Raw genomic sequence first — 23728 nt, forward strand, 5'->3', positions numbered from 1 at the left:
GCGACCGTGCGGCGCGCGGCTTCAGAAGTGGCTGAACGCGGTGCGGGCGAAATCCATGGCGTGCCCCTGCGCGTCGAGAAAGCGGGGCGCTTCGTCGCCCGCCTCCACGCTGCCGATCTCGGCGGCGGGCACCCCGGCGGCCTCCGCATCGGCCAGGAACGCCGCCACGGAGTCAGGTGGCACCGCGCAGAGGATCTCGTAATCGTCGCCGCCGGTGAGCGCCGTGGCGCGTCGCCCCGGATCGCGGGCGATGGCCGCCCGCGCGGCTGGGGAGAGCGGTACGGACGCAACATCGATCCGCGCGGTCAGCCCGGTGCCGGCGAGCATCTTCGTCAGGTCGCCCACGAGCCCGTCGGACACGTCCATCGCCGCGCGGGCATGGCGGCGCAGGGCGGGAACGAGCGCCAGACGCGGGCGCGGGTGGAGGTAGCGGTCGAGGAGGATGTCGCCGTGGGCCGGCTCGAAGCCGGCATCCGGTGCGAGACGCAGGGCGAGCCCGAGGGCCGCGTCGCCGATATGGCCGCTGACGCAGAGCCGGTCGCCGGCCCGCGCCGCCTGCCGACGGAGGATCGCGCCCGCAGGCACCTCGCCGATGGCGGTGACGCCGATCAGCGCCGGGCCGCCGGACCGCACGGTATCACCGCCGAGGAGCGGGCAGCCATGGGCGCGGATCACGGTGCCGAGCCCCTCCGCGAAGGCCGAGAGCCACGCTTCCGTCCAGTCATTCGGCAGGGCGAGGGTGAGAAGGAAGCCGCGCGGAACCGCACCCTTCGCCGCCAGATCGGACAAGTTCACGCCGAGCGCCTTCACGGCGATCGAGCCGGGCGGGTCGTCGGGGAAGTAGTGGACACCGGCCACGATCGCGTCGGCGGTCACCACGAGATCCTGGCCGGGCGCCGGGACGAGGCTCGCCGCGTCGTCGCGCAGGCCCTCGGCGCCGGGGCCGGACAGCGGCGCGAAATAGCGGGCGATCAGCGCCTCCTCGCCCGCGCGCGCCATCGTTCCTCAGGCCTTCTTCGGGGCGGCCGGGATGCCGAACTCGGTGGAGCGCACCTCGCGGCCGACCCGGTCGAGCACGGCGTTGACCATGCCGGGCTCGTCGCCGCCGTAGAAGCTGTGGGCGACATCGACATATTGCGAGATCGCGGCCCGGGCCGGCACGTCGCGGCGGAACATCAGCTCGTAGGCCCCCGCCCGCAGGATCGCCCGCAGCACGACTTCGAGCCGCCGCAGCGGCCAACCCTTGGCGAGCGCCGCGTCGAGCTTCGGGTCGATGGCGCGCTGCTCCTCGACGGCGCCGCGCAGCACATCGCGGAAGAAGGCGGTCTCGGCCGGCGGGTGGACGACGCCGTCGATCTCCTGGCCGATCCAGAAGGCCTCGAACTCGGCGAGCGCGTCGATCACGCCCTTGTCCGAGATCTCCATCTCGTAGAGCGCCTGCACGACGGCGAGGCGGGCGCCGGTGCGGGTGTTCGGTTTCGACTGAGCTGGCGTCTGGGCCGGCGGTGCGGCGGGTTCGGTCATCGGGCGGGTTCCAGGTTGGCGGCGCGCTTGATGGCGAGGAGGCTGAGCGCCGCCTCCGCCGCGCCGCCGCCCTTGTTCATCTCGGAGACCCGGGCGCGGGCGAGCGCCTGCTCCATGGTCTCGACGGTGAGGATGCCGTTGCCGAGCGGCAGGTGCTCGGAAACGGAGAGATCCATCAGGGCGCGGGCGCTCTCGCCCGCGACGATGTCGTAGTGGCCGGTCTCGCCGCGGATGACGCATCCCAGCGCCACCGCCGCGTCGTAGGGGCCCCCGGCCTTGCGGCCGGCTTCCATCAGGATCGCGATCGCCGAGGGGATTTCGAGGGCGCCCGGCACGGTGAAGATCCGCGCCTCGGCGCCGACCGCCTCGATGGCGGCGCGGGCCCCCGCCAGCAGCTCGTCGGCGATGTCGTCGTAGTAGCGCGCCTCCACCACCAGCACGCGGGTGCCGGCGAGGCTCTCGAGAATGCTCTTGGGCGCGTCCGCGTCCCGGCGTTGGGAGACCATGGGTGTGACGTTCCGAGGCGAGTTCGCGGAAGTGTGGGGCGGGCCGGAGGGTTAGCCCAAGTGCCGCCGGCTCCACAAGCGCCATGGGAGCCGGGCCGGGCGCAGCCCAGGCGTGCGACGGGCAAGAGGCGCACGACGCGGCGCGGAAAACCCCTCGCATTTCAGTTGTAGCGGAGAGGTTTGATCAATCACATCGCGCCGAAATGGCCGCCCCACAACCTGCGATGACACCTATTAACCCGCCTGAAGTCGGTGTCGGCGATAGACTGTCGAACGCAAGTAAGCGGGGCCGCCCATAGCGGCCGCGCACTGGAAACGGGGGTTATCCAGCATGGCGACCGCGCGCGCGAGAAGGGCGGAGGCGGCCCCGGTCCCGATCGACGACCGGGGCGGGGATCCGGCCTTCGCGCCGCGGCCGGTTCCGCTGGTGATCGACCTCGACGGTACGCTGCTGCGCACCGACCTGCTGCTGGAAGGCGTCATCGCGCTGCTGCGGGCCAATCCGCTGATGCTGTTCGCGATGCTGCTGTGGCTGCCGCGGGGCCGCGCCTACTTCAAGCGCCGGATCGCGGAAGGCGCCGGCCTCGATGTCGCGACCCTCCCGGCCAACGCGGCTTTGCTCGCCCATATCGAAGCGCGGAAGGCGGCCGGCCAGGAGATCGTGCTCGCCACCGCAGCCGACGAGCTGATGGCGCTGCGGGCGCTGCGGCGCTTTCCCGTCTTCGACCGGGTGGTGGCGAGCGACGGGGTGCGCAACCTCAAGGGCGAGACCAAGGCGGCCCAGCTCCGGGCACTCTACCCGCAGGGCTTCGACTATGCCGGCGATTCCGCCGCCGATCTGCCGGTCTGGGCGACGGCACGGCGGGTGATCGTGGTGGAAGCCTCCACAGCCGTGCTCCGCGCCGCGAAGGCGCTCGGCAAGCCGGTGGAGGCGTTTCCCGCCGCCTCACGATCCCGGGCGCTGCTCAAGGGCCTGCGCCTGCACCAATGGGTCAAGAACGCCCTCGTATTCCTGCCTCTCGTCCTCGGCGGCCGGGCCGGGGAGGCGCAGGCCTGGGGCAGCGCGCTCCTGGCCTTTCTGGCGCTCGGGCTCGTCGCCTCGGCGAGCTACCTGCTCAACGACCTCCTCGACCTGTCGCACGACCGCGCCCACTGGTCGAAACGTGAGCGCCCCCTGGCGAGCGGGGCGCTGCCGCTCGCCGTCGGTCTCGGCGCGCTCGTGCTCGGCCTGACGGGCGGGCTCGCGCTGGCGGCCCTCGCCGGCGCGGCGGTCGTCGCCGGCGTGCTCGCCTACCTTGCCCTCACGCTGGCCTATTCCGCGTGGCTGAAGCGGGTGCCGATGCTCGACACGCTAACGCTCGGGGGCCTGTTCTCCCTCCGGATCGTGCTCGGCGTCGCGGCGGTCGGGGTGGCGTGGTCGCCCTGGCTGCTCACCTTCTCGATGTTCCTGTTCACCTCGCTCTCGTTCGCGAAGCGCCACACGGAGTTGCGCGGGGCGGTCCGGCGCGGCCAAGCCGGCCCCATCGCCGGGCGCGGCTACCAGCCGGCGGACGAAGGCGTCGTGCTCGCCTTCGGCGTCGCCTCGGGGCTCGCCAGCGTCGTCATCTTCATCCTGTATCTCGCCAACGAGGCGTTCCACCACGCGGCGCTCGCCGCACCGCTGGCGCTGTGGAGCTTCCCACTCATCCTCGTTCTGTTCATGGGCCGGGTCTGGCTGCTGGCGGGCCGCGATGCCCTGCACGACGATCCGGTCGCCTTCGCGGTCAAGGATCGTCCGAGCCTCGCGCTCGCGGGCATCGCCGGTCTCGCCTTCGCGGTCGCCGCCTTCGGCCTACCGCACCGCCTCCTTCCGCAGGGATTCGAACCGTCATGGGTCATGAGGTCGTCCGTTTCCTGATCGCCGGCGGTTCGGCGACCGCGATCAACTGGCTCATCCGGATCCCGCTCTCGCTCGTCCTGCCGTTCGAGGCCGCCCTGCTCGCCGCCTACGGCCTCAGCATGCTCGCGTCGTTCTGGCTCTACCGGGCCTTCGTGTTCCGGGGGGCGTCGCGCGGCTCGCTGCGCGGGCAGGTCGGCCTGTTCCTCGCGGTGAACGCCGCCGGCGCGGGCGTCGTGCTCGCGGTCAGCCTGGTGGTGCTCGACGGCCTGACCGTTCTGCTGCCGGAGCTGAGGCCGTCCTTCGCCGAGGCCATCGCCCACGGCGCTGGCATCGCCGTCGGTGCGGTGGCGAACTATTGCGGTCACCGTCTCCTCACCTTCGGCTCGGCGCCGCGACCGTCGTCTCAGGTGCCTCAGAGCCTGTAGACCGAGAGCAGGGTCACCACGGCGAGGTTCGCGGTCACGCCCCAGGTGACGAGGAGCGGCAGGGCGGCGAAGGCCGGCGGGCGCTCGCCGCGCACCATCAGCACGATCAGGATCGGCAGCCAGTCGAGCACGTAGCGCTGGGTCGCGATCTGCTCGGCGCCGTTCGAATGGTAGAGCAGGGTGAGCCCGGCGATGACCGCGATGGTGGCGGCGCCGGCCGCGAACACCCGGTCGAGCCGGGCGTAGAAGGCCAGCAGCAGCCAGGGGCTCGCCACGAGGATCGCCGTGCCGGCCTTGTCGAAGCCGACGAGATCCGTCAGCCGCGGCCCGCCGAACTCGAAATGGGTGCCCTGCAGAAACAGGTAGAGCGTGTTGAACAGCAGGTAGTCGCGCGAGAACAGGCCGCCCTCGGTGATGCGGCGCCAGATGAAGCTGTCCTGGCCGGGATTGTGGATGAAGGCGTAGCCGGTCTCGAACGGACTGCCGAACCGCGCGGCGTTGTAGGCGCAATACACCGCGAGGGCGGCCGCGACGGGCAGAGCCGCCAGCAGCGCCGATTTCACGACGGCGGCGGAATCCGCGAACAGCGGACGCCCCCGCGGCAGGGCCAGAACCAGCAGGAACAGGGGATAGAAGATCGCCATCTGCCGGCACAGGAAGGCGAGGCCGACGAACAGCCCGGCGAGCGGCAGCGAGGCCCGGCCGATCACCGCCCAGACGCTCAGGCTCATCATCAGGAACCCGACCGTCTGGGAGAAGAACCAGACGCCGTCCGAGCGCAGGGTGACCTGATAGAGCGGACTCGCGAAGGCGAGCGCCGCGAGCAGCCACAGCGCCTCCGTTCGCCCGACCCCGAGGGCGCTGAAGATGCGGCTCCACGTGAACAGGCTCAGGGCCGACAGGCACAGACCGAGCAGCACGAAGCCCTTGAAGCCGGGAAAGCCGAACAGGGCGATGAACGGCGTGAGCAGCAGCGCCGGCAGGGGCGGGAAGATGATGTAGCGGCGCCCCTCGAACAGGGCGCAATCGATCTCGGGACAGTGCTCGACCCAGAGCCGCCCGTGCAGGAGCGCGTCGGCCAGGGCCCCGTGGGAATTGAAGCCGGCATCGCGCAGGGCGCCCCGTCCGAGGAGCAGGGCGAGGAGGAGGGCACCGCCCAGTGCGGTCAGCGCCGCCAGCACTCGGTCGCGGCGCGTCTCGACTGGTCCCGTCATGCGCCCCGCCGCCCTTCTTCAGACAATCCCGAATCAAGGCGCCCGACGGGGCGGAAACGGCGAAGTCTCTCCCATGTGAACCTTGGCCTTTGCCGTGGGCAAGACCGGTCATGGTCGCGGCCCACGGCGGCATTGCCGCAGGTGAGCGGACGAAAGACAATCGAGGCCGAGCCCTCGCACGCCGCGACGGTCGGTTCAGCTGATCAGGAATCCAGTGGCGTTCCTGAGAGCCAGGCAAAAGTCAGCAAGGCCTCCGCTCAACCGCGTCGAACGAGGCGGCCGACCAGGGCACATCATGGTCTTGGGACGTTCGATGCTCTCGACCGGGGTGGCCCGTGCCCGCGTGAGCCGCCTATGCGGCAAGGGAGCGCGATCTTTCGCCCGAGCCGGAGCGGACTCACCCCTGCAGCAGCCCGCGGGTCTCGGCGAGGCGCGCGGCGTAGCGGGCGAGCAGATCGACTTCGAGATTGATCCGGTCGCCGGCGCGGCGCTCCTCCCAGGTCGTGACCGAGAGGCTATGCGGGATCAGCAGCACCGAGAAGTCGGCGCCCGAGACCGCGTTGACGGTGAGCGAGGTGCCGTCGAGGCAGATCGAGCCCTTCTCGGCGATGAACCCGGCGAGCGCGGACGGCGCCCGCAGGGTGAAGCGCTCGCTCGCGCCCCACGGGTTGTCCTCGCCGGTCACGGTCTCGCGCGCCAGGATCTCGGCGATGCCGTCGACATGGCCGGTGACGAGGTGGCCGCCGAGTTCGTCGCCGAGCTTGAGCGAGCGTTCGAGGTTGATCCGCGTGCCTTCGCGCCACGTGCCCACGGTGGTGCGGGCCAGGGTCTCGGCGGCGGCATCCACCGCGAAGCGGCAGCCCGCGCCGTGCGGCTCCACCGCGACGGCGGTGAGGCAGGGACCGGAGCAGGCGATCGAGGCGCCGAGCGCGATGCCGGCGGGATCGTAGGCGCTCTCGATGACAATGCGGCGCAACCGGTCCGAGCCCTCCATCGAGACGACCCGGCCGACATCGCTGACGAGCCCGGTGAACATGTCAGATCCTCTCGTAAGTGGTCGCCGTGTCGGGGCCGAGGTCGCGGGTCTCGACCGTGGCGAAGGAGCCGTCCGCGAGGCGGCGGGCGAGGTTGGGCCCGAGCGCCGGCAGGCCGCCGGCCTCCCCCAGCGCGACGGCGCCGGTGATGAGGGTGCAGGCATCGATCAGATCGTGCGCGGCGAGCGCATCGGCAAGCGCCGGCCCGCCCTCGCTGCAGATCCGCGTGAGGCCGCGCTCCGCCAGCGCGGCCAGCGCCGCGGGCAGATCGATTCGGCCCTGTGCATCGGTCGGGACGAAGGCGATCTCGACGCCGAAGGAGGCGAGCATGCGCCGGGCATGGGCCGGGGCGCCGCGCCCGGTCAGCACCAGGGTTGGCAGGTCGCGGGCGCCGCGCACGAGGTGGCTCGCCGGGTTGAGGCGCAGGGTCGAGTCGAGGACGATCCGCAGCGGCGAGCGCTCGGTGAGCCCCGGCAGCCGCACGGTCAGCGACGGATCGTCGGCCCGGGCCGTGCCGATGCCGACCATGATCGCGTCGGCATGCGCCCGCCACAGATGCACCGCCCCGTCGGCGATGGCACCGGTGATCTTCAGCCGCTCGCCGGTCGAGGGGGCGGCGAAGCCGTCGCGGGTGCGGGCAAGCTTGAGGTGGAGGCTCGGGCGGCCCTTCGTCACCCGACTGAAATGGCCGCGATGGTCGCGGGCGGCCTCCTCGCGCAGCAGGCCGGTCTCGACCGCGATTCCGGCGGCGCGCAAGCCGGCATGGCCGCGCCCGGCCACCCGCGGATCCGGATCCTCGATCGCGGTGACGACGCGGGCGACCCCCGAGCGGATCGTCGCCTCCGTGCAGGGCGGCGTACGGCCGTGATGCGAGCAGGGCTCCAGGGTGACGTAGAGCGTGGCGCCGCGCGCCGCCTCGCCCGCCATGGCGAGCGCCAGCGGCTCGGCATGCGGCCGCCCGCCGGGGGCCGTCACCGCCTGCCCGACGATACGGCCGTCAGGGGTCACCACGATGGCGCCGACGCTCGGATTGGGCCAAGTCCGGCCGAGATTGCGCCGTCCCAGTGCCAGGGCGAGGCGCATGGCGCGGCGATCGAGAGCCTGCTGCACGGCGGTATCCACGGCCGGCCCCGTCATGCCCGCTTGCGGGACGGACGGCCGCGGCGCGGTGCGGCGGCCGCCTCGTCGGTCGCGACAGGCACGGCCTCCTCCTCTTCGGGCAGGAGCGCCTCGCCCGCCAGACGGCCGCCAAGGGTACCGAGCAGGTCCTGGAAATCCTGCGCCTCGCGGAAATTCTTGTAGACCGAGGCGAAGCGGACATAGGCGACGTCGTCCAGCCCCTTGAGCCCCTCCATCACCGCCTCGCCGATGGCCTCGCTGGTGACCTCACCCTCGCCGCCGCTCTCCAGCCGGCGGGTGATACCGCTGACGAGGCGCTCCACCCGCTCGGGATCGACCGTGCGCTTGCGAAGCGCCACGTCGATCGAGCGCTGGAGCTTATCGCGGTCGAAGGGCACGCGCTTGCCCGAGCGCTTGAGCACGACGAGTTCGCGCAACTGCACCCGCTCGAAGGTCGTGAAGCGTCCGCCGCAATCCGGGCAGACGCGACGGCGGCGGATCGCGGAGGAATCCTCGCTCGGCCGCGAATCCTTCACCTGGGTGTCGGGGCCACCGCAGAACGGACACCGCATCGCGCGCTCACCACCTCGTCCGGCACGTTCTCTCAGCCGCGCCCTCTCTGCCCCACTCGCCGCTCAATTGCCAGGAGCCGGATCGGCCGAGGCGTCGGCGAGGGTGTCGTCGAAGGGATCGGCGGGGGTGGAACTCTCGTCGTCCGGCTCGTCGAAGAGGGCGCCGAGCGCCGCCGCCGTCGAACCGGCCGCCACGTCGGCGAGCGTGAGACGGTCGAGTTCGAGGAAGAAGGCCTGCTCCGCCGCGTCCAGGGCCCATTTGAGGCGACAGCGGCTGAGGAGACGGCAGGGGTCACGCTGGCAATCCACCACCGTCCCGACACCCTCCAGTTCCGCGACGAGGCGTCCGAGCCGGATGTCCCGCGGATTCTGTGCCAGGCGCACGCCGCCGGCGCGGCCCTGCCGCGCCTCGACGACACCGGCCCGGACGAGTGCCTGGGCGATCTTCTGGAGATGGTGCACCGAGATGCCGAAGCGCTGCGCAATGGTCGGAGTCGCGATCCAGGCGCCCGGCTCAACCAGGGTCAGGCGCATCAGGAGACGCAGGCCATAATCCGTATGAAGCGAGAGATGCAGGAGCTCCCTCCCGAGCGACGCCGCACAACCTTCAGGCGAAGGCGAATTCGGCATCCATCATTCCAAGAACAGAATGACGTGTACACTCCTTAGGCGACAAAGTTCGCGCAGATTAACTCGAAAGTTGTCTTGAAACGACAGCGACCGCGGATCGGGAGATCCGCGGTCGCATCGGCCCGCTTGCGCGGACCGAGAGAGGCTCGAAGAGCTTAGCTGTAGATCGGGAAGCGATCGGTCAGGGCGTGGACCTTCTCCTTCACCGCCGCCTCGACGGTGGAGTCGCCGCTCTCACCCTTGTCGGCGAGGCCGTCGAGCACCTGCACGATCAGCGAACCGACCTGCTTGAACTCGGCGACGCCGAAGCCGCGGGTGGTGCTGGCCGGGGTGCCGAGGCGGATGCCGGAGGTGATCGTCGGCTTCTGCGGGTCGAACGGCACGCCGTTCTTGTTGCAGGTGATGTCGGCCCGCGACAACGCCGCCTCGGCGGCCTTGCCGGTGAGGCCCTTCTTCTGCAGATCGACCAGCATCAGGTGGTTGTCGGTGCCGCCCGAGGTGATGTCGTAGCCGCCCGAGATGATGGTGTCGGCCAGCGCCTTGGCGTTATCGATGACCTGCTTCGCGTAGATCTTGAACTCGGGCTTCAGCGCCTCGCCGAAGGCCACCGCCTTGGCGGCGATGACGTGCATCAGCGGGCCGCCCTGAAGGCCGGGGAAGATCGCCGAGTTGAACTTCTTGGCCAGCGCCTCGTCGTTCGTCAGGATCATGCCGCCGCGCGGGCCGCGCAGGGTCTTGTGCGTCGTCGTGGTGGCGACATGGGCATGCGGGAACGGCGAGGGATGCAGGCCCGCGGCGACGAGGCCGGCGAAGTGGGCCATGTCGACGAAGAAGTAGGCGCCGACGGAATCGGCGATCTCACGGAACTTCGCGAAGTCCCAGTGACGCGGGTAGCCCGAACCGCCGGCGATGATCACCTTCGGCTTGTGCTCCTGGGCGAGGCGCTCGACCTGCTCCATGTCGATGCGCTGGTCCTCGCGGCGCACGGTGTAGGAGACCGGCTTGAACCACTTGCCCGAGACGTTCGGCGGCGCGCCGTGGGTGAGGTGGCCGCCGGCGGCGAGGTCGAGGCCGAGGAAGGTGTCACCGGGCTGCATCAGGGCCATGAACACGCCCTGGTTCGCCTGGGAGCCGGAATTCGGCTGAACGTTGGCGAAGCCGCAACCGAACAGGCGCTTGGCGCGGTCGATCGCCAGCTCCTCGGCGATGTCCACGAACTGGCAGCCGCCGTAGTAGCGACGGCCCGGATAGCCCTCGGCGTACTTATTGGTCAGAACCGAGCCCTGCGCCTCGAGCACGGCGCGGGAGACGATGTTCTCGGAGGCGATCAGCTCGATCTCGTGCTGCTGCCGGCCGAGTTCCTGCGAGATGGCCTTGGCGATCTCCGGATCGGTCTCCGCAAGTTGAGCCGAGAAGAAGGTGTTCAGGGCAGTGGTGTCGGACGCAGTTCCGGCGCTCATGAGCGTAGCCTCTTTTCGTTGTTTTACGGGCGAACCCACCCGTTCTCCCGCTGGCGTGTGCGGGGGTGAATTTCGGCACTATTCGTACACGTCGTCGAACGACAGGCCAAGCACAGGTGATTTTACGCCTGCGTTCAAAATTTTTCACGGGAGCGGCCCTGCGCTGCGGCAGCGCAGCCCCCGCGTGGTCCTGCACACGCAAAAACACCCGGCAGAGCCGGGTGTCGCTGGACCGACGGTTCGATTTGTCGCCGGCCCCGCTCACCCTTCCGGTGACCGTAGCCGCAGCGGCCGGCGCGTCTTGTCGATTCGCGCCGTCGGCTTGCCGAAAGGCGGCGCTGGCCTTTCGGATCAGGCCTGCAGACGGCTCTTCACGTCGCCGAGGCTGGCACGGACGAGATCCTGGGCCGCGCCCCCCTGAAGGCGCTCGCGCAACAGGGTTTCGGAGACCTTGACCGCCGCGTCGGCGGCAGCGGCGCGGACCTGGGCGGAGGCCTGCGCCTCGGCCTGGGCGATCTTCGCCTCGGCGGCCTTGGTGCGGCGGGCGACGAAATCGTTGAGGCGGGCATGGCCCTCGGCGGCGATGCGCTCGGCATCCTCGCGGGCGCCGGCGACGATCGCCTCGGCCTCGCGCTCGGCCTCGGTGCGGCGGCGCTTGTAGTCGGCGAGGACGGCCGCGGCCTCCTCGCGCAGGCGGCGGGCCTCGTCGAGTTCGTGGCGCACGCGCTTGGCGCGGCTGTCGAGGCCGCTCGTCATCATCGAGAAGCCGCCGACCCGCCAGACGATGACCAGGAACGCCACGAAGGCGACGGCGACCCAGAATTCCGCGGTCAACAGCATGTCGGTCTCAAACCCTTGGTCGGCCTTCCGCCCGGCGGGGCCGGTGCGGGGTCGGTTCGGATGGTGGGGCCGGCGGCGAGGCCGGCCCTCGGATCAGTGGACGGCGGGCGTCGCGTCGAGGGCGCGGTTCAGGCTCGCCGGGTCGGGGGCCTGGCCGGTCAGCCGCTCGACGATGGCCGAGGCGGTCTCGCCGGCGATGGTGCGGACATTGCCCATGGCTTCGCTCGTGCGGGCCCGGATGGTCGCCTCGGAGGCGGCAAGCCGCTGGTTCAGCTCGGCTTCGAGGGTCTTGCGCTTGGCGTCGGCCTCGGCCGTGAGGCTGTTGCGGGTCTCCTGAGCGATGGCCTGCGCCTTCGCCTGAGCCTCACGCAGCGACGTCTCGTAGGCGGCGCCGGCGGCATCGGCCTCGGTCTTCATGCGCTGGGCCTCGTTCAGGTCGGACGAGAGCCGGCCGGCGCGGTCGCCGAGGATCGCCTCGATGCGCGGCAGCGCGACCTTGGACATCAGGTAGTAGAGCAGGCCGAATGCCAGCGCGAGCCAGATCAGCTGCGCGAGGAAGGTGTGGCTCTCGAAGGGCGGGAAGGCCCCGCCGTGGCCGCCGGAGGGCTGCTCGGTATGGGTGTGCGGGCTCCCGGGCGGAACGATCGTCGTGTCCGCGTTCGGGGAGGGGGTCGTGAGGATGTTCTGCTCGGCCATGGCCCTGTCCGGTGACGTCGGAAGGCCGGCTCCGCGGGCGGAGCGGCCGGATCAACGAGCGAGGGCGTGCGAGGCGGGCTCAAAAGCCGGCTCGCACGCCCTCGAAAAGCACGTCAGACGGCGAAGAGCAGCAGCAGCGCGACGAGCAGCGAGAAGATGCCGAGCGCCTCGGTGAGCGCGAAGCCCAGGAGGAGGTTGGTGCGCTGGCTGTCGGCGGCCGACGGGTTACGCAGGGCGCCCGAGTAGAACTGGCCGAACAGGTTGCCGAGGCCGATGCTTGCGCCCGCCATGCCGAGGCAGGCGAGGCCGGCGCCGATGTACTTCGCAGCGACGGGATCCATGAAACACTCCTGAAGTTCGAACGGGGTTCGTTGTGGGCGGAAGGGTCCGGCCGGGAAGGATCAGTGGCCGGGGTGGAGGGCGTCGGCGAGATAGACCGCCGTCAGCGTCGCGAAGACGTAAGCCTGGAGGGCCGCGACGAGGAACTCGAGAGCCGTCAGCGCGATGGTGAGCGCGAGCGGCAGGGGCGAGAGCACGCCCCAGGCACCGGCGACCAGAAGCTGCACCACGAAGAAGGCGAAGATCTTCAGGGCAATGTGGCCGGCCAGGATGTTGGCGAAGAGACGGACCGAGAGGCTGATCGGACGCGACAGGAACGACACGATCTCGATCGGCACCATGATGAGCAGCAGCGGCTTCGGCACGCCCGACGGCACGAACACACCGAGGAAGTGGGTGCCGTGCTTGGCCACGCCGTAGATCACCACGGTCAGGATCACCACGAGGGCGAGGCCGAAGGTGACGATGAGGTGGCTGGTCACCGCGAAGGCGTAGGGGATCATCCCGAGGAGGTTCAGGATGAGCACGAACATGAACAGGGAGAACACGAGCGGCAGGAACCGCTTGCCGTCGGCACCGGTCGCCTGATGCACCGTGTCGGCGATGAATTCGTAGAGCGTCTCGGCCAGCGCCTGGAGCCGGCCCGGGACGACGGAACGCCCGGAGGTCGCCACGATGGTCAGCAGCGCGATGATGCCCACCGCGGCGAACATGTAGAGAGCCGATTGCGTAAACGCGAGCTGCTGGTTGCCGATGTGACCCAGCGAGACGAGCGGCTGCAGCTCGAACTGGTGGATCGGGTCGATACTGACCGCCATGTGCCCGCTTCCGCCCCTTTTGTGTGTCCGCGCGAGGGAGCCTCAGCGGCTCCCGTCTGTCGCGCGTCGCCCTTACACGATGCCGGGCGAGTCTCAAGACCCTAGAAGCGCCTTGGCGACCCTTACCGGTGATCTTTCTCAGTTTTTCCGGCCACTGAAGCCGCTGACCCGCATGACGTTGTAGATACCCGTCACGAAGCCCAGCATCAGCAGAACGATCATGCCCCACGGCTTGGTGCCGAAGAGATGATCGACGATGTAGCCGAGGATGCCCCCGGCGATCACGCCCGCGATGAACTCGGTCGAGAGCCGCATGGCCTGACCGAGCGGGGCTGCCCCGCCGGACGTGCCGGTGCGCGCAAGCTTGTCGGGAGCGGCTTTGGGCCGCTTGCCTTCGAGCTGCGTCTCGAGACGCTTGAGCCTCGCGGAGAGATCGCCGTCGGCGGGAGCCTTTTCCGGCCCGCTCCCCTGGCCTGCCGGGTCACCGCTCACGGGCGACCCCACACGTCGTCGGGAGCGGAAGGAACCGGCCAGTGCCCTCGGCGCGGCGCACCATAGTTTCGCCAACCTTGAGTGTCAAGGCGACCGAAGCACCTATTAAGCTGTTGATAAATCAACATGATTTTTGTTTTTCCACGGCCTTCGGCGAGCCGGATCAGGCCCCCAGGATCGGCTTGATGATCTTCTCCATCTCCTCGATGGAGAGGGCACCGGCGCGCTTCTCGCCGTTGATGAAGAAGGTCGGCGTCGATTCGACCTTGAGGGTCTCGAGCCCCCGGGTCTTGACCGCGTTGATGGCGGCGTAGGTCTTCTGGTCCTTGAGGCAGGCCTCGAACTTCTCCTTCGAGAAGCCGGCCTGACGCAGCAGCTGCTCCATGGCATCGACCGGCGATTGCGGCTTACGCACGAAGGCCCAGTTCGGCTGCTGGTCGAACAGCAGATCGGTGATGGGGTAGTACTTCGCGTCGCCGTCGCAGCGGGCCAGCATGAAGGCGGCGGTGGCGAGCGGATCGAGCGGGAACTCGCGCAGGGTGAAGCGCACCTTGCCGGTGTCGATGTAGCGCTCCTTCAGCACCGGCCAGGTCGTGGCGTGGAAGTGGGCGCAGTGCGAGCAGGTCATCGAGGCGTACTCGATGATCGTCACCTTGGCGTCGGCCGGCCCGAGCCAGACATCGCCGAGGGGACCGGGCTGCATCAAGGCGGCCGTGTCGGCCGATTGCGCCAGCGCTTCGAGGGAGAAGGACGGCAGCAGGGCGGCGGTGCCGAGGGCAAGGCCGGTCAGTTTCAGGGCGTCGCGCCGGGTGATCATGGCAGGGCGGGCTCCGTTCGCGGGCCATGGGGAGGCCCGATCGCGCGCAGGATTAGACGGAACGGCTCCGTCCGGCCGAGGGACGCGTCGCCGCACGGCCTTTCGCGAGCCGCTTATCACGCTGCGCGGCCGCCCGCACGTCCTTCGGTTGGTCCCGGCTGGTCTCGGGCGACGCCGGGCCGCTATCGCCGCGCCACCACGGCGATGCCGAGGCGGTCAAGAGCATCGCGCAGGCGATCCTCCTCGATACGGGCGACGGCGAGAGCCACCTCGCCGCGGCGGGCCGGATCGAGCACCATCGGCGGCGTGCGGCGGCTGGTCCGGTGCAGGCGATCCTGGCGCAGAACGATCTTGCCGATGCAGGCCCAGCCGTAATGCGCGTTGACGCGCTGGATCACCACCGGGGCGAGATGCTGGAGTTCGAGGGCGAAGGCGCCCTCCACCCGCACCACCAGGGTGCCGGGCTCCGGCCGCCCCTCCGCATCACGGCGGGCACGGCGCGGCCATTCGAGCTTGACCGGCTGGCAGGCCCCGGCGAGCCGGGCGCCGACGATGTCCGGCCACGCGGCGAGGATGTCGGAGGAGGCGAATCCCTGCGCGGCAAACGCCGGGCCGATACAGCCCTCGATCAGTTCGCTGAGCGGTTTGACGCGCGCCATCGGCACCCCGGAACACAAGGGCCGCACGGCCGGCGCGCCCCGCCCGCGAACCTATCCGAAAAGCGGCCCGCACGGGAGTCGGAAGCGGGGATGCCGTGCCGATGATGCCGAGCCCGCCCGGGCGAATGCGCGGGCCCTGCCGAGCCGGCGACGTCCCGGCCTGTCCCGGCGTCACGCACGAACCGCAGCCCTGGAACCACGCCGCTTCAGGACATTCACGATCGTCCAGGCCACGAAAGCGGAGAGAACGGTCACGAACTCCAGACAGAGCGCCGCGACATACTGAGGCCCCGTATCCGTTTCGGCGACGCCCGCGACGAGGCCCCAATGCGCAAGACCGGCCGCACCGATGAGGAGCACGACGGCGTAGATCCAGCGGACGGCCTGCCGCCAGAGCGTGAGGGCGAGATCGGAGCCGTTCGCCATCGCGCACAGGACCAGCAGGGCGCCGGGACCACCGACGAACAGGAAGAGAATGAGGATCGCCGATATCATGCAACCCGGGATACCGACGTTCGGCGGCCGCGTGAATGCGTGCCGGCCGAATCCGCCGTAGGGGGTGACGGAGGCTCGGTGTTGAGCCTCGCCCGTTTGCGGCCGACGGCGCGAAGACGCTTTTTCCGCTCCCGCGCTCCCGCTATGGACGGGCCATGCCCGCCGCCTCGGCCGCCGACCTCCTCGCCTGGTACGACCGCCACCGCCGGGCATTGCCCTGGCGGGCGCTGCCGGGTGAGCAACCCGACCCGTACCGGGTCTGGCTCTCGGAGGTGATGCTGCAGCAGACCACCGTCACGGCGGTCAAACCCTACTTTCAGAAATTCCTGACGCTGTTTCCCAGCGTGACGGCGCTTGCCGCCGCGCCGGAAGAGGCGGTGATGTCGGCCTGGGCCGGGCTCGGCTACTATTCCCGTGCGCGCAACCTGCACGCCTGCGCCAAGGCGGTCGCCGCCGCGGGCGCCTTCCCCGACACCGAAGACGGCCTGCGCAAGCTGCCCGGCATCGGCGCCTACACGGCGGGCGCCATCGCCGCCATCGCCTTCGACCGGCCGGCAGCCGCCGTCGACGGCAATGTCGAGCGGGTGATGAGCCGCCTGCATGCCATCGAGACGCCGCTTCCCGCCGCCCGCGCGCAGATCCGCCTGTTCACCCAGGCCCTGGTGCCGGACCGGCGGCCGGGCGACTTCGCGCAGGCGCTCATGGATCTCGGCGCGACGCTGTGCACGCCCAAGCGCCCGGCCTGCGCCCTGTGCCCGTGGATGCTCCCCTGCCGTGCCCGCGCCGAGGGGCTGCAGGACACCTTTCCGAGGAAGGTGAAGAAGGAAAAGGGCGTCCTGCGGAAAGGGGCCGCCTTCGTCGCGCTCCGGGCCGGCGACGAGGCGATCCTGCTGCGCACGCGGCCGGCGGAAGGGTTGCTCGGCGCCATGGCCGAGCCGCCGACGAGCGAATGGCTGCCCGATTACGATCCGGCCAAGGGCTTGCTCGACGCCCCGCTCGACGCCCGCTGGAAGCGCCTCCCCGGCGTGGTGAAGCACGGCTTCACCCACTTCCCCCTGGAGCTGACGGTGTTCCTGGCCCGCGTCGCGGCGGATACGAAGCCGCCCGACGGAATGCGGTTCACACCCCGCGCCGCGCTCGACACCGAGCCGCTGCCCGGCGCGATGAAGAAGGTGCTGGCGCATGCCCTCGCCGGGCCGGTGCCGCTCGCCGCGCCGGTGGCGAAGCCGCCGCCCGAGCCGGATCTCGCCACGCCGCCCGAGCCCGAGCCGCCGCCGCGGCGCGGACCGATCCCGAAACCCGCCTCGTCGCGGCCCTCGGATCTGGCGCGGATCGTCAAGAAGGCGCCCAAGCCGGTGCGGACACGGTAGTGGAGGATGCAGGGCTCTGCCCTGCACCCTTTGACAAGGACTTGTCCTCTCGAAACCGCGACAGGCGTTATGCGCTCGTCCGAGCCCGCATCTCACTGCGATAATCGTCGATGCAGACGAGTTTCCCGCCGCGCTCGGCGTGCCAGAAGGTCCAGCCGTTGCAGGCGGGCAGGCCCTGCACCAGTGCGCCGACCTTGTGGATCGAGCCCATCGCCGGCCCGACGCTGAGCTGACCGTCCGGCCGCACCGTCGCCCGGAAGCGGTGGCGCTCGTCGGTCAGGGTTTCGCCCGCGCGGACATGGCCGGCCTCGACCACGCTGAGGAACGGAATGCGCGGCTCGGCCCGCTTCGGGGTGGCCAGCGCGAGCGAGGCCGCCGACAGGGTTTCGATGCGCTCAATCCGGGTCCGCGCCGCCGCGGCGTAGGTCGGATCGCGCTCGCAGCCGATGAAGTGGCGCCCGAGGCGCCTCGCCACCGCCCCGGTGGTGCCGGTGCCGAAGAACGGATCGAGCACCACGTCGCCGGGATTGGTCGCTGCCAGCAGCGTGCGGGCGAGCAGGGCCTCCGGCTTCTGGGTCGGGTGGACCTTGCGGCCCGCCTCGTCCTTCAGCCGTTCCTCGCCGGTGCAGAGCGGGATGAACCAGTCGGAGCGCATCTGAAGGTCTTCATTGCCGGCCTTCAGGGCATCGTAGTGGAAGGTGTACTTCGCCTGCGGCGAGCGCGAGGCCCAGATCAGGGTCTCGTGCGCATTGGTGAAGCGCTTGCCGCGGAAATTCGGCATCGGGTTGGCCTTGCGCCAGACGATGTCGTTCAGGATCCAGTAACCGAGATCCTGCAACGCGCTGCCGACCCGGAAGATGTTGTGGTACGAGCCGATGACCCACAGGGTCGCGTTCGGCTTCATCACGCGGCGCGCGGCCTTGAGCCAGGCACGGGTGAAGTCGTCGTAGGCGGCGAAACTGGAGAACTTGTCCCAGTCGTCGTCGACCGCATCGACCACGCTCTGGTCGGGACGGGTCAGGCCCGCTTCGCCGAGCTGGAGGTTGTAGGGCGGGTCGGCGAAGACGCAGTCGACGCTCTCTGCCGGCAGACGGTCCATCGCGGCGATGCAGTCGCCGATCAGGATCTCGTCGAGGGGAAGGGTGTTGGGGAGACGCTGAACGGAGGGTGCGAGACCCATCCGCGGCGCCGACGCGATCCGCCCGGTACGCGAAACTTGATTCCGGGCGGTGGCGCCGACGACCGCGGTACGCGGGGAAGCCATGGCAAACACCGGTTACGCGACTGACACCGGGACCATGCCCCGATCACGGTAAAGGCCGGGTTTGCCGTCACCACACCGTTGCGTCTCGATATGGGTCGGCAGTTTTTGCCGCCCTGCGCCATGCAGCACATGCAAGGGTCCGCCGCCTCGCAGGCAGGCGCCGCGACAGATTTACCAAGGCTTTCGCACCGCACCATCGCACGCGGACGAATGCTTGCCCGACAAGTTTTGATGATTTCGAGTCATGACCCGCGCGTGTCACGCCAAGTAATCAATGCTTGCCGCGGCAGCCAGGGCACCGGCCACAACCGATAGTCTTAACAGCAGCCTAACAGGGGGCGAAAAATCCCTGTCTTATTTTGGCCGAGATCGGGCTCATTTTCCGCGGCGCTCACAACGCATCGCAAAAACAAGGGAATGCGATCCTCGATGAAGGTTTCCAACCGGACCGTTGCCGCCTGCTTCGTCACCCTCGTCGGCGCCTTCGCCGCGCTGCCCGCCCAGGCTCAGGGCGGACAGGCTTCCTGGTACGGAAGCGGCAAGAAGACGGCCAACGGCGAGCGGTTCAACCCCAACGGATACACCGCCGCCCACCGCAGCCTGCCCTTCGGCACCCGCGTCCGCGTGACGAACCGGGCCAACGGCCGCTCGGTCGTGGTGCGCATCAACGATCGCGGCCCGTTCGTCGGCGGCCGGGTGATCGATCTGGCCCGCGGCTCGGCCCGCGCCATCGGCATGTCGGGCACGAGCTACGTCTCGCTCAACGTGGTGCGCTGAGGCGCTCTCGCGGCGCGGGCGTTGCCGGGGAACCGACCCGTTCCCATACTTGTCTCCAGACCTGCGTGGCCCGGACCGGTGATGGCGGCCGGGCCCGCGCTTTGAGGAGAGGAGCCGAGATGGCGAAGCCGATGGTGGTCGAGATTCCGCATGAACTCGGCCGCGAGGAGGCCCGGCGGCGCATCGACGAAGGCACCCTCAAGGTCCGCGACGCGCTCGGCCGGAGCGGCATCAGCATCAACACGCTGAACTGGACCGGCGACCGCCTGGACTACTCGGTCACGGCGCTCGCCCAGACCGTGGACGGTCAGATCGACGTCGGCCAGGACATGGTGCGCGTCGAGGTGCGCATGCCGCTGCTGCTGTCGATGTTCGCTCAGAAGATCCAGCAGATCGTCGGCAAGGAAGGCAACAAGCTCCTCCTCACCAAGAAGTAGCGCAGGGACGGCGCGGGAACCTGCCCGCGCGCCCCCCGTTGGCCCCGCACGTCGGCACGATGCGCGGCCGTCAGCGAGGTGCGTCAGAATGGCCAATCCCGGATCGATCCCGGAAACCCCCACGCCCGGCCCCGAGATTCCGGCCCCGGACGCCCCCGGACCGGACACGCCGGGCCCCGCCACGCCCGACGCGCCGCAGATCCCCGAACCGGGCCCTGGGCCGGAGATTCCCGGTGGAACGCCCGCCGAGGCGCCGGGAACCATGCCGACGGAGATCCCCGTCGAGAGTCCCGGCCTTCCCGACTCGACGCCGACGGGCCCGGCCAACCCGACCGCCTGAGGCACCCGCTTCGATCGGGCTTCCGTTGTTCCGGGCTGCGGCTGCTGCCATAAGCCCGGCATGGCCGCTCCCCCGCTTCTCACCCTTCAGGACGTCGCGCTCACCTTCGGCGGCACCCCTCTCATCGAGCGGGCCGAGCTGACGATCGCGCCCGGCGAACGCACCTGCCTCGTCGGCCGCAACGGCTCGGGCAAGTCGACCCTGATGCGCATCGCCGCGGGGCTGGTCGAGCCGGATCACGCGGTGCGGTTCGTCCAGCCCGGCACGACGATCCGCTACCTCGCGCAGGAGCCGGACTTTTCAGGGTTCGAGACGACGCTCGCCTTCGCGGAGGCCGGCCTTGCCCCCGGCGACGACGCCTATCGTGCGCGCTACCTGCTGGAGAGCCTGGGCCTGAGCGGAAGCGAGGATCCCCGTCGGCTGTCCGGCGGCGAGGCGCGCCGGACCGCGCTCGCCCAGGCCCTGGCGCCCGAGCCCGACATCCTGCTCCTCGACGAGCCCACCAACCACCTCGACCTTCCCGCGATCGAGTGGCTCGAATCCGAGCTGAAGCGCACCCGCTCGGCCCTCGTTCTCATCAGCCACGACCGGCGCTTCCTCTCCGCCCTGTCGCGGGCGACCGTCTGGCTCGACCGGGGCGTGACGCGGCGGATCGAGCAGGGCTTTTCCAGCTTCGAGGCGTGGCGTGACGCCTTCTTCGAGGAGGAGGAGCGCGACAAGCACAAGCTCGACCGCAAGATCGCCGACGAGGAGCACTGGCTGCGCTACGGCGTCACCGCCCGGCGCAAGCGCAATGTCCGCCGCCTCTCCGACCTGCAGACCCTGCGCAAGCAGAGTCGCGAGCACCGTCGTCCGGTCGGGCAGGCGGTACTGACGGCCAGCGAGGGCGAAGCCTCCGGCACACTGATCGCCGAAGCCCGGCATGTCTCGAAGTCCTACGGCGAGCGCCGCATCGTCCACGACCTGTCGCTGCGGGTGCTGCGCGGCGACCGGCTCGGCATCGTCGGCCCGAACGGGGCGGGCAAGACCACGCTGATCAACCTGCTAACGGGCGCGGTCGCGCCCGATTCGGGCGAGATGCGGCTCGGCACCGGCCTGAACATGGTCCATCTCGACCAAGCGCGCGCCGTGCTGGAGCCGACGGCCACCGTGACCGAGGTTCTCACCGGCGGGCGCGGCGACAGCGTCACCGTGGGCGGGCGCAGCCGCCACGTCATCGGGTATCTCAAGGACTTCCTGTTCGCCCCCGAGCAGGCGCGCACGCCGGTCAGCGTGCTTTCGGGCGGCGAGCGCAACCGGCTGCTGATCGCCCGGGCGCTCGCCCAGCCCTCCAACCTGCTCGTGCTCGACGAGCCCACCAACGACCTCGATCTCGAAACCCTCGACCTGCTTCAGGAGATGCTCGGCGAGTATGCCGGCACCCTCATCCTGGTGAGCCACGACCGCGACTTCCTCGACCGCGTCGCCGGCAACGTCCTGGTCAGCGAGGGGGAGGGGCGCTGGGTCGAATATGCCGGCGGATACACCGACATGCTCGGCCAGCGCGGGCGCGGCGTGGAGGCGCGGACCGACGGACGGGAGAAGACCGCTCGCGAGCGCTCCGAGCCGCGGGAGAAGGCGCCCCGGGTCGAGGCGGCCCCGGCCCGGACGAAGCTCGGCTTCAAGGAGCAGCACGAATTGAAGACGCTGCCCGGCCGCATGGCCGAGCTGGAGGCGGGCATCGCCAAGCTGCGCGAGGTGCTGTCCGATTCCGGCCTGTACGGCCGCGACCCCGCCCGCTTCCAGAAGGCGACCGCCATGCTCGGCGCGGCGGAGGCCGAACTCGCTGCCGCGGAGGAGCGCTGGCTCACCCTGGAAATGCAGCGCGAGTCGCAGGGCGGCTGAGGGCGCAGCGGGTCCACCGGAGCGCCGACGAAGCGCTTTACCGGGCCGCGGAGGAGGGATCGTGCGTGCGGACCCTGGATCCGTGGAAAACTTTTACGCGCCGACCGGGATTAAGTTGCGAGGCTGCAACAGATTGCAGCGAAGCCGTTTTGTGACGGCTCCAAGACGGCCAACCCTGTTGCCCGTACGGCAACGCTCGACCATGGTGCCGCTGCGGACGGGAAAACCCCGCTGCAGCTTGGCCGAAACCCAACCGGGAGAGGACCAAGTACCAAGGGAATAAAGGACGGGCCCGGGCGACCACTCAGCGGTGGGCGGCCAGCCAAAACAGAAGTCCGATCCCGCGGGTCTCGAAACTTCTGGAGGGTTTATCATGAAGCTCGTCAAGAGCCTTCTCCTTGGATCGGCAGCGGGGCTGGCCGTCGTGGGTGGGGCTCAGGCCGCCGACCTGCCGGTGAAGAAGGCCGTTCCGATCGAGTACGTCCGCGTCTGCACTGCTTACGGCGCCGGCTTCTTCTACATTCCGGGCACCGATACCTGCCTGCGCGTCTCGGGCCGCGCCCGTGCCGAGTACGGCTATATCGGCAGCGACAACCGCGACATCCCTGGCGGTGGTGACCTTTCGGGCTTCACGGGCCTCGCCCGCTTCAACTTCGACGCCCGCACCCAGACCGGCTACGGCACCCTGCGCGCCTTCCTGCGCCTCGACGCCGCCAGCCGGACCGGCAACACCAAGTATTCCTCGGGCACGAACCTGCGCGGCGCCTACGCCTTCTCCGGCACCGGCCAGGACCAGCTCGGCCGCGTCCAGAACTTCATCAACGTCGACAAGGCGTTCGTGCAGTTCGCCGGCCTGACCGCCGGTCGCGCCTCCTCGTTCTTCGACTTCTACGCCCACGACTTCGAGATCATCGGCTCGTCGCTGGGTTCCGACCTGCCGTCCACCAACCTGCTCGCCTATACCCAGAAGTTCGGTGAAGGCTGGTCCGCGACGCTGTCGATGGAAGATCCGAACTACCGCAAGAACCCGCTCTACTCCGATGCGGCCAACGCGACGGGTCTGGTTCCCGGTCAGGCCGGTCTGAACAACGTGTTCACCACCGCCCCGACCCCGATCATCCTCGGCACCAACGCCGTCGGCAACGCCACGGCGGTGGCCTTCATCGACGCCGTCCAGCGCTCGCGCATGCCCGACTTCGTCGGCTCGCTGCGCTACGACGCCCCCTGGGGTTCCGCCCAGTTCTCGGCCGCCGTCAAGGATATCAACACCGGCGGCTTCATCGCCAACTCGTCGATCGGCGTTCCCGGCACCGGCGCCGTGCTGGCCGGCAACACGGCGGCGGCTCTGGCCGCCCGCGGCATCAACGCTGGCGCGCAGACTGAGTACGGCTGGGCCATCCAGGGCGGTATGAAGTTCAACCTGCCCTTCATCGCCCCCGGCGACGGCCTGTACCTCCAGGGTGCTTACGGCGAGGGTGCCTCGTTCTACACCGGCATCAACCGCTTCACCGCCGGCTACCTGAGCAACGCCTCGGTCTACGCGGGCAACCCGTTCAACCAGTACCTCTCGGACGCCATCGTCAACCCGCTGACCGGCCGCATCGAGCTGTCCAACAGCTTCACCGCGGTGGCCTCCTACCTCCACTACTGGTCGCCGGAATGGCGTTCGGCCTTCTACGCCAGCTACGGTGAGATCTGGTTCTCGCAGGGCGCCCGCCAGGCCGTCAGCCAAGCCAACGCCCTGGTCGGCGCGGCCTCGACGGTGGCTCCGCCCTCCTACCTCACCAACGCCGCCGGCTACGGCCTCAGCCCCGCCCTGCGCGACACCTACCAGGTCGTCACCGGCGCGAGCCTGATCTGGTCGCCGGTGAAGGATCTCGATATCGGCGTCGAGGGCCAGTACATCAAAACGGGCGTCAAGAACGGCCGCGTCTCCGACAGCGACAAGGGCGGGTTCGTGAACAACATCCCGACCCGCACCGTCAGCAGCGAGGACGTGTTCCAGGCTCGCTTCCGGGTGCAGCGCGACTTCTAAGTCGAAAGCGGGCGGCGGGCCGTACGCCTGCCGCCTCACTCCGTCGGTCCCCGCCCGCGCGGGAGCCGAAGACGATCAGGAACCTCCAGACCCCGGCCTCGC

26 protein-coding genes are annotated in these 23728 nt (G+C 69.9%); 8 read left to right on the forward strand and 18 right to left on the reverse strand.

All coding sequences use genetic code 11. From position 1 onward, the window contains the following. Positions 1–21: 21 nt before the first annotated feature. The 3 genes from thiL to ribH are packed head-to-tail and all read right to left on the reverse strand — an operon-like array spanning position 22 to position 2030. Entirely contained in the window at positions 22–999 is a 978-nt protein-coding gene (gene thiL / locus HNR51_RS10190; protein ID WP_182554859.1) for a thiamine-phosphate kinase, read from the reverse strand. Positions 1000–1005: 6 nt separating this feature from the next. Beyond that, positions 1006–1524 (reverse strand): transcription antitermination factor NusB, encoded by a 519-nt coding sequence (gene nusB, locus HNR51_RS10195; protein WP_012455225.1) that lies wholly within the window; start codon positions 1522–1524, stop codon positions 1006–1008. Continuing rightward, entirely contained in the window at positions 1521–2030 is a 510-nt protein-coding gene (ribH, locus tag HNR51_RS10200) for a 6,7-dimethyl-8-ribityllumazine synthase (RefSeq protein ID WP_012455226.1), read from the reverse strand. The genes nusB and ribH overlap by 4 nt, the downstream gene beginning before the upstream one ends. Before the next feature lie 331 nt (positions 2031–2361). Here ribH and HNR51_RS10205 point away from each other — a divergent pair, with 331 nt between their 5' ends. Further along, complete coding sequence (locus tag HNR51_RS10205; protein WP_182554860.1) at positions 2362–3927, forward strand: UbiA family prenyltransferase; 1566 nt, start codon at positions 2362–2364, stop codon at positions 3925–3927. Then, positions 3900–4334, forward strand: a complete 435-nt coding sequence (locus HNR51_RS10210; protein WP_182554861.1) for a GtrA family protein — start codon at positions 3900–3902, stop codon at positions 4332–4334. Before HNR51_RS10205 ends, HNR51_RS10210 begins: the two co-directional genes overlap by 28 nt. On the opposite strand, the gene HNR51_RS10215 is transcribed toward HNR51_RS10210, so the two are convergent. From HNR51_RS10215 to HNR51_RS10280, 14 genes are all read right to left on the reverse strand, one after another. Next, positions 4322–5548, reverse strand: coding sequence for a hypothetical protein (locus HNR51_RS10215; protein WP_182554862.1), 1227 nt, complete (start codon positions 5546–5548; stop codon positions 4322–4324). The two genes, HNR51_RS10210 and HNR51_RS10215, sit on opposite strands and share 13 nt — an antisense overlap. A gap of 397 nt (positions 5549–5945) precedes the next feature. Then, complete coding sequence (locus tag HNR51_RS10220; RefSeq protein WP_012455230.1) at positions 5946–6584, reverse strand: riboflavin synthase; 639 nt, start codon at positions 6582–6584, stop codon at positions 5946–5948. A gap of 1 nt (position 6585) precedes the next feature. After that, entirely contained in the window at positions 6586–7719 is a 1134-nt protein-coding gene (ribD, locus tag HNR51_RS10225) for a bifunctional diaminohydroxyphosphoribosylaminopyrimidine deaminase/5-amino-6-(5-phosphoribosylamino)uracil reductase RibD (protein WP_182554863.1), read from the reverse strand. Next, positions 7716–8273, reverse strand: coding sequence for a transcriptional regulator NrdR (gene nrdR / locus HNR51_RS10230; RefSeq protein WP_012455232.1), 558 nt, complete (start codon positions 8271–8273; stop codon positions 7716–7718). The genes ribD and nrdR overlap by 4 nt, the downstream gene beginning before the upstream one ends. 63 nt (positions 8274–8336) lie before the next feature. After that, complete coding sequence (locus HNR51_RS10235; protein WP_182554864.1) at positions 8337–8903, reverse strand: RrF2 family transcriptional regulator; 567 nt, start codon at positions 8901–8903, stop codon at positions 8337–8339. Between the two features lie 155 nt (positions 8904–9058). Beyond that, the gene (gene glyA, locus HNR51_RS10240) at positions 9059–10363 is read right to left on the reverse strand and encodes a serine hydroxymethyltransferase (RefSeq protein WP_012455234.1); all 1305 of its coding nucleotides are present in this window, start codon (positions 10361–10363) and stop codon (positions 9059–9061) included. A 351-nt stretch (positions 10364–10714) separates the two neighbouring features. Beyond that, positions 10715–11200, reverse strand: a complete 486-nt coding sequence (locus HNR51_RS10245) for a F0F1 ATP synthase subunit B family protein (protein WP_182554993.1) — start codon at positions 11198–11200, stop codon at positions 10715–10717. Between the two features lie 96 nt (positions 11201–11296). Further along, positions 11297–11899, reverse strand: a complete 603-nt coding sequence (locus HNR51_RS10250) for a F0F1 ATP synthase subunit B family protein (protein ID WP_210279926.1) — start codon at positions 11897–11899, stop codon at positions 11297–11299. Between the two features lie 113 nt (positions 11900–12012). Further along, positions 12013–12240, reverse strand: a complete 228-nt coding sequence (locus HNR51_RS10255; protein WP_012455237.1) for a F0F1 ATP synthase subunit C — start codon at positions 12238–12240, stop codon at positions 12013–12015. A gap of 60 nt (positions 12241–12300) precedes the next feature. Beyond that, positions 12301–13056, reverse strand: coding sequence for a F0F1 ATP synthase subunit A (locus HNR51_RS10260; protein WP_012455238.1), 756 nt, complete (start codon positions 13054–13056; stop codon positions 12301–12303). Between the two features lie 138 nt (positions 13057–13194). Further along, the gene (locus HNR51_RS10265) at positions 13195–13548 is read right to left on the reverse strand and encodes an AtpZ/AtpI family protein (protein ID WP_041372052.1); all 354 of its coding nucleotides are present in this window, start codon (positions 13546–13548) and stop codon (positions 13195–13197) included. A 163-nt stretch (positions 13549–13711) separates the two neighbouring features. Beyond that, a complete protein-coding gene (locus HNR51_RS10270; protein ID WP_152277557.1) occupies positions 13712–14365 on the reverse strand; it encodes a DsbA family protein in 654 nt (217 codons plus the stop codon). A 182-nt stretch (positions 14366–14547) separates the two neighbouring features. Further along, positions 14548–15024, reverse strand: a complete 477-nt coding sequence (locus HNR51_RS10275) for a DUF721 domain-containing protein (RefSeq protein WP_012455241.1) — start codon at positions 15022–15024, stop codon at positions 14548–14550. A gap of 171 nt (positions 15025–15195) precedes the next feature. After that, positions 15196–15519: a hypothetical protein gene (locus tag HNR51_RS10280; protein ID WP_012455242.1), complete on the reverse strand. Its 324-nt coding sequence runs from the start codon at positions 15517–15519 to the stop codon at positions 15196–15198. A gap of 155 nt (positions 15520–15674) precedes the next feature. On the opposite strand from HNR51_RS10280, the gene mutY reads away from it, so the two are divergent. Further along, the gene (gene mutY / locus HNR51_RS10285) at positions 15675–16889 is read left to right on the forward strand and encodes an A/G-specific adenine glycosylase (protein WP_141952143.1); all 1215 of its coding nucleotides are present in this window, start codon (positions 15675–15677) and stop codon (positions 16887–16889) included. Between the two features lie 67 nt (positions 16890–16956). Here the strand turns inward: mutY and HNR51_RS10290 are convergent, their stop codons facing one another. After that, positions 16957–18153: a site-specific DNA-methyltransferase gene (locus tag HNR51_RS10290; protein WP_283215083.1), complete on the reverse strand. Its 1197-nt coding sequence runs from the start codon at positions 18151–18153 to the stop codon at positions 16957–16959. Positions 18154–18582: 429 nt separating this feature from the next. On the opposite strand from HNR51_RS10290, the gene HNR51_RS10295 reads away from it, so the two are divergent. The 5 genes from HNR51_RS10295 (at position 18583) to HNR51_RS10315 (ending at position 23626) form a co-directional block, all read left to right on the forward strand. Beyond that, positions 18583–18930, forward strand: coding sequence for a septal ring lytic transglycosylase RlpA family protein (locus HNR51_RS10295; RefSeq protein ID WP_012455245.1), 348 nt, complete (start codon positions 18583–18585; stop codon positions 18928–18930). A 119-nt stretch (positions 18931–19049) separates the two neighbouring features. Further along, a complete protein-coding gene (locus HNR51_RS10300; protein ID WP_012455246.1) occupies positions 19050–19367 on the forward strand; it encodes a polyhydroxyalkanoic acid system family protein in 318 nt (105 codons plus the stop codon). An 88-nt stretch (positions 19368–19455) separates the two neighbouring features. After that, positions 19456–19707 (forward strand): hypothetical protein, encoded by a 252-nt coding sequence (locus HNR51_RS10305; protein ID WP_012455247.1) that lies wholly within the window; start codon positions 19456–19458, stop codon positions 19705–19707. Positions 19708–19767: 60 nt separating this feature from the next. Then, positions 19768–21591 (forward strand): ABC-F family ATP-binding cassette domain-containing protein, encoded by a 1824-nt coding sequence (locus HNR51_RS10310; RefSeq protein WP_182554866.1) that lies wholly within the window; start codon positions 19768–19770, stop codon positions 21589–21591. A gap of 373 nt (positions 21592–21964) precedes the next feature. Further along, positions 21965–23626 carry a porin gene (locus HNR51_RS10315; protein ID WP_182554867.1) on the forward strand — a complete coding sequence of 554 codons (1662 nt, stop codon included), beginning with the start codon at positions 21965–21967 and terminating at the stop codon, positions 23624–23626. Positions 23627–23728: the final 102 nt, after the last annotated feature.

It is taken from the genome of Methylorubrum thiocyanatum (assembly GCA_014138645.1).
GTDB lineage: Bacteria > Pseudomonadota > Alphaproteobacteria > Rhizobiales > Beijerinckiaceae > Methylobacterium > Methylobacterium thiocyanatum.